The following is a 15337-nucleotide window of genomic DNA, read 5'->3' on the forward strand; positions in this document are numbered from 1 at the left end:
CGGTGCCGACCTCGCGCCGACCCGCCCCGTCCCCCCGCGACCGCCCCGCCGCCGCGGGCCCCGCCGGCGACGCGCCCGCGTCCGTGCCCGGCGCCGCCGCGTCCGACCCCACGGCCGCGGGCCCCGCCGCCGACGGCGCCGCGGCCACCTCGGCCGTCGCCCCGCCGCCGGAGGGCGTCTCCCCCGCCACCGCGTCCCCGCACTCCCGGATCGGGCGCATCCCCGTCGTCGACCTCGCGCCGGTCGTCGACGGCGGCCGCTTCCCCGCCCGCGCCGTCGTCGGCGAGGCCGTGCCCGTCACCGCCACCGTCTTCCGCGAGGGCCACGACGCCGTCGCCGCCGAGGCAGTGCTCCTGCGCCCGGACGGCAGCGAGGCGGCCCGCACGAGGATGGTCTGCACCAACCCCGGTCTCGACACCTGGCGCACCGACCTCGTCCCGGACGCCGTGGGCGAGTGGGCCTTCCGCGTCGAGGCGTGGTCGGACCCGTACGGGACGTGGGAGCACGCCGCCTCCGTCAAGGTGGGCACCCCCGGCCTGCCGGAGGCCGACGTCGACCTGGCCCTCGCCGACGGCGCCGTCGTCCTCGACCGCGCCGCCGAGGTCCCCGGCCGCGACCCGGCCGACGCCGAGCACCTGCGGGCCGGCGCCCGCGGGCTGCGTGACACCGGCCGCCCGGCGCCCGCGCGGCTCGCCGCGGGCACGAGCACCGGGGTGCAGGAGGCGCTGCGGCGCCTGCCCCTCCGCGAGCTCGTGACGCCGAGCGAGGACGCCCGCCTCGTCGTCCAGCGCCCGCTGGCGCTCTTCGGCTCCTGGTACGAGCTCTTCCCCCGCTCCGAGGGCGCCTACTTCGACCAGGCCACGGGCCGCTGGGTCTCCGGCACCCTGACGACCGCCGCGGAGCGGCTGCCCGCGCTGGCCGCGCAGGGGTACGACGTCGTCTACCTCACGCCCGTCCACCCCATCGGCCGGACGTTCCGCAAGGGCCGCAACAACACCCTGGACGCGACCGACGAGGACCCGGGCTCGCCGTACGCCATCGGCTCGGCCGACGGCGGCCACGACGCCGTCCACCCCGACCTCGGCACGGTCGCCGACTTCGAGGCCTTCGTCGCCCGCGCCCGGGAGCTGGACCTCGAGGTCGCGCTCGACCTCGCGCTGCAGTGCTCGCCCGACCACCCGTGGGTCACCGAGCACCCCGAGTGGTTCGTCCAGCGCTCCGACGGCTCGATCGCCTACGCCGAGAACCCGCCGAAGAAGTACCAGGACATCTACCCGGTCCACTTCGACACCGACCCGGACGGCGTCTACGCCGAGGTGCTGCGCGTCGTCCTCGCCTGGGTGGACCGCGGCGTGACGCTCTTCCGCGTCGACAACCCGCACACCAAGCCCGTCGAGTTCTGGGAGTGGCTCATCGCGGAGGTCAACCGCGACCACCCCGACGTCATCTTCCTCGCCGAGGCCTTCACGCGGCCCGCGATGATGCACGGGCTGGCCAAGGTCGGCTTCCAGCAGAGCTACACCTACTTCACGTGGCGCAACACCAAGGCCGAGCTCGAGGAGTACGTCACCGAGCTCACCGGCCCCTCGGCCGCGTACATGCGGCCGAGCTTCTGGCCGACGACGCACGACATCCTCACGCCCTTCATGAGCCAGAACGGGCGGCCGGCCTTCGAGCTGCGCGCGGTGCTCGCGGCGACGCTCGCGCCGACGTGGGGCATCTACGCCGGGTACGAGCTCGTCGAGGACGTCCCCCGGCCGGGCGCCCAGGAGCAGATCGACAACGAGAAGTACCAGTACAAGCCGCGCGACTTCGACCGCGCGCTCGTCGAGGGCCGCAGCATCGCCCCGCTGCTCCAGCGGCTCAACGAGCTCCGCCGCGAGCACCCCGCGCTGCAGCGCCTGCGCGGCACGACGTTCCACCGCACGGACTCCGAGCAGGTCATCGCCTACACGCGGCACCTCCCGGCCCACCTGTCGCCCACCGGCGAGGAGGACCTCGTCCTCGTCGTCGTGTGCCTCGACCCGCAGCAGTGGCACCGCACGCACGTCCACCTCGACATGGCCGCCCTCGGCCTCGGGTGGGACGAGCAGGTGCTCGCCGCCGACGGCCTCACCGACGGCCGCTGGACCTGGGGCGAGGAGGTCTACGTCGAGCTGGGCCCGGGACGCCCCGCCCACGTCGTCTCCCTCACCCGCGGCGGCGGCGCCGCATGAGCCTGACGGACCACGCGACCACCACCACGTCGGGCCCCACCACGGGCACGACGCCCGTCGTCGGCCCCGTGCCCGGCGACCCGACCGCGGCGCCGTCCACGGGGCAGGTCCCCGTCGTGGCGCCCCCCGCGGCGGACGAGCCCGTCGTCGGCACGCTGCCGAACGGGCTGTCCGACGACCCCGACTGGTACCGCACGGCCGTCTTCTACGAGGTGCTCGTCCGCGCCTTCGCGGACTCCAACGGCTCCGGCTCCGGCGACTTCACGGGCCTCGTCGGCCGGCTCGACTACCTGCAGTGGCTCGGCGTGGACTGCCTGTGGCTGCCGCCGTTCTACGCCTCGCCGCTGCGCGACGGCGGCTACGACATCGCCGACTACTACGCCGTCCTGCCGGAGTTCGGGACCGTCGCGGACTTCACCGAGCTCGTCCAGCAGGCGCACGCCCGCGGCATCCGGGTCGTCACCGACCTCGTGATGAACCACACGAGCGACGCGCACCCGTGGTTCCAGGCCAGCCGCAGCGACCCCGACGGCCCCTACGGCGACTTCTACGTGTGGAGCGGCACGACCGAGCGCTACACCGACGCGCGGATCATCTTCGTCGACACCGAGACGTCGAACTGGACCTTCGACCCGGTCCGCCGCCAGTACTTCTGGCACCGCTTCTTCTCCCACCAGCCGGACCTCAACTTCGAGAACCCGGCCGTCGGCGAGGCGATGTTCGACGTCGTCCGCCACTGGCTCGACCTCGGGATCGACGGCTTCCGGCTCGACGCCGTGCCCTACCTCTTCGAGGAGGAGGGGACGAATTGCGAGAACCTGCCCCGCACGCACGAGTTCCTCCGCGAGCTGCGGCGCATGGTGGACCGGGAGTACCCGGGGCGCATCCTCCTCGCCGAGGCCAACCAGCCGCCGGCGGACGTCGTCGCCTACTACGGCGAGGCCGACGACCCCGAGTGCCACATGTGCTTCCACTTCCCCGTCATGCCGCGCCTGTACTCCGCGGTCCGGGAGGGGCGCGCCGCGCCGGTCCTCGACACCCTCGCCGAGACGCCGGGCATCCCGGCGGGCGCGCAGTGGGGCACCTTCCTGCGCAACCACGACGAGCTGACGCTCGAGATGGTGTCCACCGAGGAGCGCGCGGCGATGTACGGCTGGTACGCGCCGGACCCGCGCATGCGCGCCAACGTCGGCATCCGCCGGCGCCTCGCGCCGCTCGTGGACGGCTCGCGGGCCGAGGTCGAGCTGCTGCACGCCCTCCTGCTGTCCCTGCCCGGCTCGCCGTGCCTCTACTACGGCGACGAGATCGGCATGGGCGACAACATCTGGCTCGAGGACCGCGACGCGGTCCGGACCCCCATGCAGTGGACGCCCGACCGCAACGCCGGCTTCAGCACCGCCGACCCCGGCAAGCTGTACCTGCCGACGGTCCAGTCGCTCGTCTACAGCTACCAGGCGGTCAACGTCGAGGCGTCGCTCGCGTCGTCGTCGTCGCTGCTGCACTGGGTGCGGCGGCTGCTGCACCTGCGCCGCGAGCACCCCGTGTTCGGGGCGGGCACGTACGCACCGCTGCACGCGGACAACCCGGCGGTCCTCGCCTTCCTGCGGGAGCTGGACCCCGAGGGCGCCCGCCGGGCGCGCACCACGCCGGAGACCGTGCTCTGCGTGGCCAACATGTCGACGACACCGCAGGCGACCCGGCTGAGGCTGCCGGGACGGGAAGGGCAGGACCTCGTGGACCTCTTCGGCGGGAGCGGCTTCCCCCGCGTGGGCGACGACGGGTGCGTGCCCGTGACGCTCGGCGCCCGTGACTTCCTCTGGCTCGCGGTGGTGGACCGGTGAGCGCGCACCCCGCCCGGGACGCGGCCGGCCGCACCGCGCCGTCGCTGCCCGAGGGCCTCCTCGCGCTCCTCGACGGGTGGATGCCGCGGCAGCGCTGGTACCCCGCCAAGGGCGCCGGCGCCGCGGCCCTCGACGTCCTCGCCGTCGTCCCGGTGCCCGCGGCCGTCCCCGGCCGCACCGCCGCCCGGCCCGGGGCCGGGGTCGAGGTGCTCGTCGTCGTGCTCGCCGTCCGGACCGAGGACGACGTCGCCGTCGTGCAGGTGCCGCTGGCCCTGCGGCCGGCCGACGCGCCCGGCGACGACGCCTCCCGCGTGGGCGTGCTGCCGGACGGCCGTGCCGTCCACGACGGCCCCGGCGACGCCGACGCGGTCGCGGCCCTGCTCGCGCTCGTCGCGGGCGGCGGCACGGCGGCCGGCGAGGGCGGGCGGGCCGACGGCCGCCTGGCGCCCGGCGCGGCCGTCGACGCGGCGGCGACCTCGCGGGTGCTCGGCGGCGAGCAGTCCAACACGAGCGTCGTCGTCGGCCTCGGCACGGACGCCCCCTCCATCCTCAAGGTCTTCCGCGTCCTGTCCCCCGGCGAGAACCCCGACGTCGTCGTGGCGACGGCGCTGTGGGTCGCCGGCTGCGAGCAGGTCGCCCGCCCCCTCGGGTGGGTGAGCGGCTCGTGGGCCGACGCCGACGGCACCCCGGCCACCGGCCACCTCGCCGTCCTGTCCGAGTTCCTCACGGGTGCGCAGGACGCGTGGCGCGAGGCGGGCCGGGCGGTCGAGGAGGGCGAGTCCTTCGCCGACGGCGCCCGGTCCCTCGGCCGCGCCACCGCCGAGGTCCACCGCGCCCTGGCGGGCTCCTTCGGCCGCACCCCCGTCACCGCCGAGGGCCGTACCGCTCTCGTCGACGGCCTGGCCGAGCGCGTCCGCTGGGCCCTACGCTCCGCCCCCGCGCTGGCGCCGCACCGCGCGGCGCTCGAGGAGCACGTGGCCTCGCTCTCCGACCTGCCGGCGCCCGACCGGCTGCCGCCGCTGCAGCGCGTGCACGGCGACTACCACCTCGGGCAGGTCCTCTCCGTGCCGGGGCGCGGGTGGGTCGTCCTCGACTTCGAGGGCGAGCCGCTGCGCCCGCTGGCCGAGCGCGTGCGCCCCGACGTCGCCGTGCGCGACGTCGTCGGCATGGTCCGCTCGCTGGACTACGCGGGCGCCCACGTCGTCGCCGAGCGCGCGGGGGCCGACGGCACGACGTCCCCCGGGGACGAGGCGCTGGCCCGCCGCGCCGCGGCGTGGACTGCCGAGGCCACCGAGGCCTTCCTCGCCGGCTACGCCGAGGTGGACGACGACCCGCGCACCGCGCCCGGCACCGCGCTGCACCGCGCGCTGCTGCTCGACAAGGCGCTGTACGAGGTGGTCTACGAGACGCGGTCCCGCCCGCACTGGCTGCCCGTCCCGCTCGGCGCCGTCGAGCGCCTGCTCGGCACGACCCCGCAGGCCGAGGGGGCCCGCGGCGGCGCGGCCGCCGCCGACGCCGCGGGCACCACGGCCCCCCCGGCCACCACCACCCCCGCCCAGGAGATCCCCGTGGACGCCAGCACCACCCCCGCCTCCCCCGGCCCCGCCGCCGGCCACGAGCCGGCGCGCGCGCCCGTCGACGGCGGTGCGCTCGACGCCGCCGCCCACGGCGCGTACCCGTTCCCCCACGACGTCCTCGGGCCGCACCCGCACGACGGCGGCGTGACCGTGCGCGTGCGCCGGCCCCTCGCCGAGCGCGTCGAGCTGGTGCTCGAGGGCGACCGCCGTGTCCCGCTCGAGCATGAGCACGACGGCGTGTGGGTCGGCGTCGTCCCCGGCGCGGACGTGCCCGACTACCGCGTCGAGACGACGTGGTCCGGCGGCGTCGTCGACCGGGCCGACGACCCGTACCGCTTCTGGCCGACGCTCGGCGAGGTGGACCTCCACCTCGTCGCCGAGGGCCGCCACGAGCAGCTGTGGACCGCCCTCGGCGCGCGCGTCCTGCGCTTCCCCAGCGCGCTCGGCGACGTCACGGGCACGTCGTTCTCGGTGTGGGCGCCCCACGCCCGCGGCGTCCGCGTCGTCGGCGGCTTCAACCACTGGGACGGCCGCTCGCACGCCCTGCGCTCGCTCGGCTCGAGCGGCGTCTGGGAGCTCTTCGTCCCGGGCGTCGGCGACGGCGAGGTCTACAAGCTCGAGATCCAGGGCCAGGACGGCACGTGGCGGCAGAAGGCCGACCCCATGGCGCGCCTCGCCGAGGTGCCGCCGGCCACCGGCTCCGTCGTCACCGAGTCGACCTACACCTGGGGAGACGACGCGTGGCTGGAGCGCCGCGCGGCGACCGACCCGCACTCCGGCCCCATGAGCGTCTACGAGGTGCACCTCGGCTCGTGGCGCCAGGGCCTGTCGTACACCGAGCTGGCCGAGCAGCTCGTCGGCCACGTCACCGCCCTCGGCTTCACCCACGTCGAGCTGCTGCCCGTCGCCGAGCACCCCTTCGGCGGCTCGTGGGGCTACCAGGTCACCTCGTACTACGCGCCGACGTCCCGCTTCGGCAGCCCGGACGAGTTCCGCCACCTCGTCGACGCGCTCCACGCGGCGGGCATCGGGGTCATCCTCGACTGGGTCCCCGGGCACTTCCCCAAGGACGAGTTCGCCCTCGCCCGCTTCGACGGCGAGCCGCTCTACGAGTACCCGGACCCGCGCAAGGGCGAGCACCCCGAGTGGGGCACCCTCGTCCCCGACTACGGGCGCCCGCAGGTGCGCAACTTCCTCGTGGCCAACGCCGTGTACTGGCTGGAGGAGTTCCACCTCGACGGCATCCGCGTCGACGCCGTCGCCTCGATGCTGTACCTCGACTACTCGCGGGCCGAGGGCCAGTGGGTGCCCAACCGCTACGGCGGCCGCGAGCACCTCGAGGCCATCGAGCTCCTGCAGGAGTTCAACGCGGTCGTCTACCGGCGCGTCCCGGGCATCGTCACCATCGCCGAGGAGTCGACGGCGTGGCCCGGCGTCACGCGCCCCACGGACGGCGGCGGCCTCGGCTTCGGCCTGAAGTGGAACATGGGCTGGATGCACGACACGCTCGACTACGTCGGCGAGGACCCGATGCACCGGGTCCACCACCACCACAAGCTGACCTTCTCGCTCGTGTACGCCTTCTCGGAGCAGTACGTGCTCCCCATCAGCCACGACGAGGTCGTCCACGGCAAGGGCTCGCTGCTCGGCAAGATGCCGGGCGACCGCTGGCAGCAGCTCGCCGGGGTCCGCGCGTACCTCGCGTACATGTGGTCCCACCCCGGCAAGCAGCTGCTCTTCATGGGCCAGGAGTTCGCCCAGGAGCGCGAGTGGGCCGAGGCGCGCAGCCTCGACTGGTGGCTGCAGGACGACCCGGGCCACCTGGGCGTCCAGCGGCTCGTCAGCGACCTCAACGCCCTCTACCGCGAGCATCCGCAGCTGTGGGAGCGCGACTTCGACGGCGCGGGCTTCGAGTGGCTGGACGCCGACGACGGCGCGGGCAACACCGTGTCCTTCGTCCGGCGCGACGCCGCCGGGCGCCCGCTCGTGGCCGTCGTCAACTTCGCCGGCCTGCCCCACGAGGACTACCGCGTCGCCCTGCCCCAGGGCGGCACCTGGCGCCAGCTCGTCAGCACCGACGACGTGGCGTACGGCGGCTCGGGCGTGACGAACACCGGGCCCGTCGTCGCCGAGGACGTGCCGTGGCACGGCCGCCCGGCGTCCGTCGCGCTGAGGGTCCCGCCGCTGGGCGCACTCTGGCTCGTGCCCGAGGGGCTCGACGACGCCGCGGCCGCCGCCGGCGTCGAGGTCGACGGCTGACGCCCCACCCGCCGGTGACCTCGCCCGGGTCGACGCCCCCGCCGGGCGGCGACCCGGGCGAGGTCGCGCTCGGGCACCTCACGGGGCCCGACGGCCTGGGCGACCGGGTCGACGCCGCCCTCGCCGGCGGGGCGGCGCGGGTCGTCGCCACCCACGACGCCGACGACGACGCCCTGGCGTGGGCCGCGGCGCGGGCGGGCCTGCGCCGCGAGGGGGTCCTGCGGGGCGTCCTCGTGGGCGGCCGGCGCCGCGACGTCGCCCTCGTCGCGCGGCTGGCGGGCGACCCGGACCCGGCGTCGGACGCCCTCCCCGCGCTGACGCCCCTCTTCCCCGCCTCGGTGCTGGCGGCGGGGCTCGTGCTGCGCGACCACCGCGGCCGGGTCCTGCTCCTGCGGACGTCGTACAAGGTGCCGTGGGAGGTGCCGGGCGGGTTCGTCGAGGCGGCCGAGTCGCTCGGCGGGGCCGCCGCGCGCGAGGGCCGCGAGGAGCTGGGCCTCGACCTGACGGTGGGGCGCCTGCTCGTCCTCGACCGCTGCCCCGGCGACGCCTCCCGGCCCGGGCGGCTGCTCGCGCTGCTCGACGGCGGCGTCCACGACGACGACCTGCCCGGCCGGTGCACCTTCGTCGACGGCGAGGTGCTCGAGGCCGCCTGGTGCACGCCCACGGAGGTCCGCGCCCGGACGGGCCCCGGCCTCGCCGCCCGCGTCGCCGCCGCGGTGGCCGTCCTCGACGCCGACGACCCGGCGCCGGCCCTCCTCGTCGAGGGCCGGCCCGGGCGCTGACGCACCACCCGCGCGGCGGTCGGCCCGGCCCTCGGCCCGGCCCTCGGCCCGGCCCTCGGCTCAGCCCTCGGCGGGCCCGCCGTCCGCGGCGCGGCGCATCGCCGCGAGGTCGAGCTTGCCCATCTGCAGCATCGCCGCCATGGCGCGCTGCGCCCGGCCCGGGTCCGGGTCGCCGAGCACGTCGCCGAGGCCCTCGGGCACGACCTGCCACGAGACGCCGAAGCGGTCCTTGAGCCAGCCGCACCGCGACTCCGTCCCCCCGCCGGCGAGCAGCGCGTCCCACACGCGGTCGACCTCGGCGGCGTCGGCGCAGGAGACGGACAGGGAGAACGCCTCGGTCGGCGGGAAGTGCGGGCCCCCGTCCAGCAGGACGAGCGGCTGGCCGGCCACCTCGAGCTCGACGGTCAGCACGCCCCCGCCCGGGCCGAGCGTCGTGCCGACGACCCGCGAGCCGGGGAGGACGGAGGTGTAGAGCTCCGCCGCCTCCTCGACGCGGCCGTCGAACCAGAGCGTGGGGGTGACCCTGCGGGGCGTCGGGGTGGTCATCGGTCCTCCCGGTGGTGGCTGTCGTGCCGGTCACGGTGCTCGTGCCGACGGGGGCGCCGCGTACCCGTCCGGTGCGGCGGCCCGGACGGCTGACCGCCGCCGCGCCCGCGGCTCATCGGCCCGCCCGGGCGCGGGCGCGGTCACGGGAGCGGGCCACGGCGGCGCGGTTGCCGCACCGGGCCGAGCAGTACTCCTGCCGGCCCGCCCGCGACAGGTCCGCCCACACCCTCTCGCAGCCCGCGGCGGCGCAGCGTCCCAGCCGGTCGGGGCCCCGGGCGACGAGGTGCAGCGCCGTCCCCACCGCCACGAGGGCCGCCACCTGGCCGACGACGTCGACGGCCCCGTGGTGGTGCAGGTGCCACCCGCTGCCGTCGTGGTCGGTCATCCGCGGCGCGGCCGTCCAGCGGCGGAGCAGCGCGTTGACCGCGGCCGCCCGCCCCTCCCCCGCCGCGTCGACGACGGCGAGCCAGCCGCCCTCCAGCACGTCCCGGACGCCGGCGACCGCGGCGTCGTCGACGGCCGCCGGGAGCACGAGACCCGCGGCGGCGCAGCGGCGTGCCAGGTCGGCCGGACCGCCGGGCGGCGCGTTGACGAGGTCGACCGCCAGCCGGACCGACGCCCGGCCGTCATGGTTGAAGTGCACGGACCCATGACACCACGGTGGCGGCGTGGAACCTCTGGAGCACTCCTGGCAGGTCCGGTCCCGGCACGCGACGGCCGACGGTGTCGTCGCCTACGAGGCGTGCCGCTGCGGCACCTGGCGGGTCGTCACCGCCGGCGCCGTCGTCGCCGTCGCGGCGCCGCCCGTCGACCTCAGCGGTGGGACAGGAGGCGACGGGCGGTCGAGCCGTCGACGACGAGGTCGGTGACGAGCCCGGCCGCGAGCGCGGCGGCCAGCGCGGGCACCTTGCCCGTGCCCGCCACGGCGCAGACGCGGCGGGGGATGCGGCGCAGCACCGGCGGCGGCGGGCCGCTCGAGCGCGCGTTGAGCGGCACGCCCTGCCAGCTGCCGTCCGCGCGCAGGAAGACGGTGCAGACGTCGCCGACGACGTGCTCCTCCGCGAGGGACAGCCGGTCGGCGTCGGTGAGGTAGCCCGCGGTGTACACGCGGCTCGGGACGCCGCCGGCGACGGCGCCGACGCCGAACAGCGCGACGTCGCAGCGCTGCTGCAGCGCGAGGACGCCCTGGACGCTCCGCTCGCGCCACATCGCCCGCCGGGTGGCGGCGGCGTCGAAGAAGGCCGGCACCGGGAACTGGTGCACCTCGGCGCCCCACGCGGCGCCGAAGCGGTCGATGACCTCCCCCGCGTAGCCGAGCCCGGTGCTGCGCGAGTTGGCCGCGCCGTTGAGCTGGACGACGTGGGCGTCGACCGTCGAGCGGGCCACGAGGTGGCGGGCGACGGCGCTCGTCGTCGTCCCCCAGGCGACGCCGAGCACGAGCCCGCTGCCCATGAGGTCGCCGAGCAGCCCCGCCGTCGCGTCGGCCACCGCCTCGAGCCGGGCGAGCTCGGTCGCGCCCTCCGGGACGGGGGCCACGACGGCCTCGACCCCGAAGCGGTCGCCGAGCGCGGCGGCCAGCGCCGGCGCACGTCCGTGCACGGGGGCGACCGTCACCGTGACGATGCCCCGGGCACGCGCCGCGTCGAGCATCCGGGAGACGGTGCTGCGCGAGACGCCCTCCTCCCGCGCGACGACGTCCATGGTGACGCGGTCGATCCAGTAGCGGCGGGCCACCCGCTCGAGGTCGTCGTCGTCGACCGGCACCGCTCCCCCTCGTCCCGCACACCCGGTGCGACGCCGGGCATCTCGGACGCCAGTGTGCACGTCCGTGCAGGCGGTGGCGCCGTCGGCCGTCGAGGAGCAGAGTCGCGATCACGGACGAGGGCGCCGACGGGGCGCCCTCCCCGACGACGAGCGGGCGAGGTCGCCCGCACGGAGGGCACCCATGAGCACGAGCACCACCACGGCCACCAGCCGGCAGGTCGGCCCGAGCACCGCCCTGTCCCCCGCCTCCCGCACCGAGGCGCTGCGGCGCATGCGCTCGGAGACCCTCGACGTCCTCGTCGTCGGCGGCGGCGTCACGGGCGCCGGCGCGGCGCTGGACGCGGCGAGCCGCGGCCTCACGGTCGGCGTCCTCGAGCGGCGCGACTGGGCGGCCGGCACCTCGAGCCGCGCCAGCAAGCTCATCCACGGCGGCCTGCGGTACCTCGAGATGCTCGACTTCCACCTCGTCCACGAGGCGCTCCGCGAGCGCGGGCTCCTCGTCGACCGGCTGGCCCCGCACCTCGTGCACCCCGTGCCCTTCCTCTTCCCGCTCGAGAAGCAGTGGCAGCGCTTCTACATCGGCGCCGGCATCGCGCTCTACGACGGCATGGCCGGCGTGCTCGGCCGCACCGGCGGCGAGGGCCGCCGCACCGTCCCGCTGCACCGGCACATGACCCGCAAGGGCCTGCACCGCCGCTTCCGCGACTTCCGCCGCGACGCCGCCGTCGGCGCCATCCAGTACTGGGACGCCAAGGTCGACGACGCCCGCCTCGTGCACGTGCTCGTCCGCACGGCCGTCGGCCACGGCGCCCTCGCGGCCGCCCGCACGCAGGTCGTCGGCTACCTCGAGGAGGGCGGGCGCGTCGTCGGCGTGCGCGCCGTCGACCTGGAGTCCGGCGAGGAGATCGCCGTGCGCGCCCGACACGTCGTCGGCGCCACGGGCGTCTGGACGGACGAGATCCAGGAGCTCTTCCGCACCCGCGGCCTCGAGGTCCGCGCCTCCAAGGGCGTGCACATCATCGTGCCGAAGGAGGCCGTCGACGGGGAGTCCGGCCTCATCCTCCGCACGGAGAAGAGCGTCCTATTCGTCATCCCGTGGGAGACGCACTGGGTCATCGGCACGACCGACACCCCGTGGGACCTCGAGAAGGACCACCCCGTGGCCACGAGCGAGGACATCGAGTACCTCCTCGACCACGCGAACGCCGTGCTCTCCCGGCCGCTCTCGCGCGACGACGTCATCGGCGTCTACACGGGCCTGCGCCCGCTGCTCCAGCCGACCGCGAAGGGCGACCTGCCCGGCGAGGGCGGGGAGAAGGGCGGCAAGGGCGGCGGCGACCCGACGACGACCACGAAGGTGTCGCGCGAGCACACCGTGGCCACCCTGCGCCCCGGCCTCACGGTCGTGGCGGGCGGCAAGTACACGACGTACCGGGTCATGGCCCGCGACGTCGTCGACGCCGCCCTGGCCGACGCGGCCCCCGGCGACCGCCCGGCCGGCCCGTCGCTGACGGCGGACCTCCCGCTCGCGGGCGCCGACGGCTACGGCGTCCGCTGGGCGCAGCGCAGCCGGATCGCGGCCGAGCGCGGCTGGTCGGTCGAGCGGGTCGAGCACCTGCTCCACCGCTACGGCTCGCTCCTCGACGAGGTGCTCGCGCTCGTCGACGCCGACCCCTCCCTCGGCGAGCCCCTCGAGGGCGCGGAGCACTACCTCCGCGTCGAGGCGCTCTACGCCGCGACGCACGAGGGGGCCCTCCACGTCGAGGACGTCCTCACCCGCCGCACCCGGCTCTCCTACGAGCAGGCCGACCGGGGGACGGCGAGCGCCCGCGCCGTCGCCGACCTCCTCGCCGGCCCGCTCGGCTGGGACGCCGCGCAGGTCGCGGAGGAGGTCGCCAGCTACCTCGCCCGCGTCGAGGCCGAGCGCGCCGCCGAGGTGGAGGACGACGACGCCGCCGCCGAGCGCCGCCGCCTCGAGGCGCCGGACATCCGCCCGGACGTGCCCGTCACGTCCGCCGGGGGCCCCGCCGCGGCCTGACCCGCGGACCGCCGTGGCGTGCCCGTCCAGAGGCGGCGGGCACGCCACGGGGCCGCGCCCCGGCCCGGCGGCGACCCGCCGGGCTGCACCACCCAGAGAGGTCGACGATGACCGCAGCAGGACCCACGGCCGCCACCCGCCGCCGCAACCCCCTCGCCGCGCCGCACCCGGCGCCGCGCCTGCCCGACGACGAGGTCGCCCGCCGCTACCCGCGGCTGCGCGTCCAGGTCTTCGCGGGCATCTTCATCGGCTACGCCGCGTACTACCTCATCCGCAACAACGTCCCGCTCGTCGCGACCCTGCTGCGCGACGAGCAGGGCTTCTCCGCCGTCGGGCTCGGCATCATCACCAACGCCGTCCTCGTCGCCTACGGGCTGTCGAAGTTCCTCTCCGCCATGGTGTCCGACCGCAGCGACGCCCGGTTGTTCCTGCCGGTCGGGCTGGCGCTGTCCGCCGTCGCCAACCTCGTCGTGGGCCTCGTCCCGGCCGTCTCGGCGAGCGTGGCGCTGCTCGCGGTCGTCATGGTCGTCAACGGCTGGTTCCAGGGCATGGGGTGGCCGCCCAGCGGCCGCGTCCTCGTCCACTGGTTCTCGACCGGCGAGCGCGGGCGCCGCACGGCGCTGTGGAACGTCGCGCACAACGTCGGCGGCGCCGGCTCGGGCGCGCTGGCCGGCCTGGCCGTCGCCTGGTTCGGCGGCTACCGCGCCGCCTTCTGGTTCCCCGCGCTCGTCTGCCTCGTCCTCGCCGTCGTCGCCTACGTGCTGCTGCGCGACCGCCCCGAGGCCGTCGGCCTCCCGCGGATCGAGGAGCACCGCTCCGACCCCGCCCCCGTCGACACCGAGGCTGAGGACGCCGGGCTCAGCAGCTGGCAGGTCGTCCGCCGGCACGTGCTCCGCAACCGGACGATGGTCAACCTCGCGCTCGCCAACGTCTTCGTCTACATGCTCCGCTACGGCGTCCTCGTGTGGGCCCCCGTCTACCTCGCGGACGTGCGCGGCGCGAGCCTGGGCGAGGGCATCGCGGGGTTCTCGCTCTTCGAGCTCGCGGGCATCCCGGGCACGCTGCTCTGCGGGTGGGTGAGCGACCGCGTGTTCCGTGGTCGTCGGACCCCCGCCGGCGTCCTCTTCCTCGGCGGCGTCGCCGCGGCCGTCGCCGTCTACTGGCTGTCCCCCGTCGACGGGCCGCTGTGGGTCTCCTACGCGGCGCTCGTCGTCATCGGCGGCCTCATCTACGGGCCCGTCATGCTCATCGGCCTGCAGGCCCTCGACCTCAGCCCGCGGCACGTCGCGGGCACCGCCGCCGGCTTCACCGGGCTCTTCGGCTACGTGCTCGGCGCCACCCTCGCCAGCACCGGCATCGGCCTGTCGGTCACCGCCTTCGGGTGGGACACGACCTTCGTGCTGATCCTCGTCGGCGTCGCCGTGGCCGTCGGCTTCCTGCTCCTCGTGGGCCGCGACGAGACGGCGCTCCGCGCCCGTCGGGCCGCGACGCCCACGACCTGACCCCGGCCGGTCCGCCCGCACCCACCGACCCCGACCCCGACCCTGACACCGTCGTCACGAGAGGAACCCCATGGCACCGTCCCTGGCCGACGTCTTCCTGTCCGAGGTGCTGGGCACCGCGACGCTCACGCTGCTCGGCTGCGGCGTGGTCGCGAACGCCCTGCTCGCCCGGACCAAGGGCTTCGCCGGCGGCCCCCTGTTCATCAACTTCGGCTGGGGCCTCGCGGTCTTCGCCGGCGTCTACGTGGCGTACGCCTCGGGCGCGCACCTCAACCCGGCCGTCACCATCGGCCTCCTCGTGTCCGGCAGCGACTACGCCCCCGGCGTCGAGGCCACGCTGGGCAGCACCCTCGTGTACTTCTCCGCGGAGATGATCGGCGGCTTCCTCGGCGCCGTCGTCTGCTGGCTGGCGTACAAGAAGCACTTCGACGCGACCGAGGACGGCTCGCTCAAGCTGGCGGTCTTCTCCACCGGTCCCGAGATCCGCAGCTACCCGTGGAACGTCCTCACCGAGGTGATCGCGACGTTCGTGCTCGTCCTCGTCATCCTCCTCTTCGGCCGCACCCCCGCCGCGCTCGGCGCGATCCCCGTCGCCCTGCTCGTCGTCGGCATCGGCGCCTCCCTCGGCGGGCCCACGGGCTACGCCATCAACCCGGCCCGCGACCTCGGCCCGCGCATCGCGCACGCGCTGCTCCCCATCCCGGGCAAGGGCGGGTCGGACTGGGCGTACGCCTGGGTGCCCGTCGTCGGCCCGGTCATCGGCGGCGCCCTCGCCGGCGTCGTCTTCTACGCCTTCCCCGTCCTCTCCTGAG

10 protein-coding genes are annotated in these 15337 nt (G+C 76.2%); 7 read left to right on the forward strand and 3 right to left on the reverse strand.

The genetic code is table 11. The features are described 5' to 3' along the window. Positions 1-2 precede the first annotated feature (2 nt). From EDC03_RS07190 to EDC03_RS07205, 4 genes are read left to right on the forward strand one after another with little or no spacing between them, the layout of a single operon-like run. Complete coding sequence (locus EDC03_RS07190) at positions 3-2216, forward strand: alpha-1,4-glucan--maltose-1-phosphate maltosyltransferase (protein WP_241967079.1); 2214 nt, start codon at positions 3-5, stop codon at positions 2214-2216. Continuing rightward, on the forward strand, positions 2213-4057 hold the full coding sequence (gene treS / locus EDC03_RS07195; RefSeq protein WP_123379518.1) for a maltose alpha-D-glucosyltransferase: 1845 nt from the start codon (positions 2213-2215) through the stop codon (positions 4055-4057). The genes EDC03_RS07190 and treS overlap by 4 nt, the downstream gene beginning before the upstream one ends. After that, positions 4054-7893: a 1,4-alpha-glucan branching protein GlgB gene (gene glgB / locus EDC03_RS07200; RefSeq protein ID WP_199720017.1), complete on the forward strand. Its 3840-nt coding sequence runs from the start codon at positions 4054-4056 to the stop codon at positions 7891-7893. Before treS ends, glgB begins: the two co-directional genes overlap by 4 nt. A gap of 14 nt (positions 7894-7907) precedes the next feature. After that, positions 7908-8675, forward strand: a complete 768-nt coding sequence (locus EDC03_RS07205) for an NUDIX domain-containing protein (RefSeq protein ID WP_158674230.1) — start codon at positions 7908-7910, stop codon at positions 8673-8675. Between the two features lie 60 nt (positions 8676-8735). Here EDC03_RS07205 and EDC03_RS07210 read toward each other — a convergent pair whose 3' ends face one another. From EDC03_RS07210 to EDC03_RS07220, 3 genes are all read right to left on the reverse strand, one after another. After that, on the reverse strand, positions 8736-9221 hold the full coding sequence (locus EDC03_RS07210; RefSeq protein WP_123379520.1) for a VOC family protein: 486 nt from the start codon (positions 9219-9221) through the stop codon (positions 8736-8738). Between the two features lie 112 nt (positions 9222-9333). Next, on the reverse strand, positions 9334-9864 hold the full coding sequence (locus EDC03_RS07215; protein WP_123379521.1) for a CGNR zinc finger domain-containing protein: 531 nt from the start codon (positions 9862-9864) through the stop codon (positions 9334-9336). A 170-nt stretch (positions 9865-10034) separates the two neighbouring features. Next, positions 10035-10985, reverse strand: a complete 951-nt coding sequence (locus tag EDC03_RS07220) for a sugar-binding transcriptional regulator (RefSeq protein ID WP_199720018.1) — start codon at positions 10983-10985, stop codon at positions 10035-10037. Between the two features lie 181 nt (positions 10986-11166). On the opposite strand from EDC03_RS07220, the gene EDC03_RS07225 reads away from it, so the two are divergent. The 3 genes from EDC03_RS07225 (at position 11167) to EDC03_RS07235 (ending at position 15336) form a co-directional block, all read left to right on the forward strand. Then, on the forward strand, positions 11167-13023 hold the full coding sequence (locus tag EDC03_RS07225) for a glycerol-3-phosphate dehydrogenase/oxidase (RefSeq protein WP_123379522.1): 1857 nt from the start codon (positions 11167-11169) through the stop codon (positions 13021-13023). A 107-nt stretch (positions 13024-13130) separates the two neighbouring features. Next, positions 13131-14525, forward strand: coding sequence for an MFS transporter (locus EDC03_RS07230; RefSeq protein WP_123379523.1), 1395 nt, complete (start codon positions 13131-13133; stop codon positions 14523-14525). Positions 14526-14595: 70 nt separating this feature from the next. Next, positions 14596-15336: an MIP/aquaporin family protein gene (locus EDC03_RS07235; protein ID WP_123379524.1), complete on the forward strand. Its 741-nt coding sequence runs from the start codon at positions 14596-14598 to the stop codon at positions 15334-15336. Position 15337 lies beyond the last annotated feature (1 nt).

It is taken from the genome of Pseudokineococcus lusitanus, from assembly GCF_003751265.1.
In the GTDB taxonomy this organism is placed as follows: Bacteria; Actinomycetota; Actinomycetes; order Actinomycetales; family Quadrisphaeraceae; genus Pseudokineococcus; species Pseudokineococcus lusitanus.

Bases quoted from the DNA above. Each gene is read 5' to 3' on its own strand.
- treS (WP_123379518.1), top strand. From the start codon at position 2,213: ATGAGCCTGACGGACCACGCGACCACCACCACGTCGGGCCCCACCACG.
- EDC03_RS07210 (WP_123379520.1), bottom strand. From the start codon at position 9,221: ATGACCACCCCGACGCCCCGCAGGGTCACCCCCACGCTCTGGTTCGAC.
- EDC03_RS07225 (WP_123379522.1), top strand. From the start codon at position 11,167: ATGAGCACGAGCACCACCACGGCCACCAGCCGGCAGGTCGGCCCGAGC.
- EDC03_RS07230 (WP_123379523.1), top strand. From the start codon at position 13,131: ATGACCGCAGCAGGACCCACGGCCGCCACCCGCCGCCGCAACCCCCTC.
- EDC03_RS07235 (WP_123379524.1), top strand. From the start codon at position 14,596: ATGGCACCGTCCCTGGCCGACGTCTTCCTGTCCGAGGTGCTGGGCACC.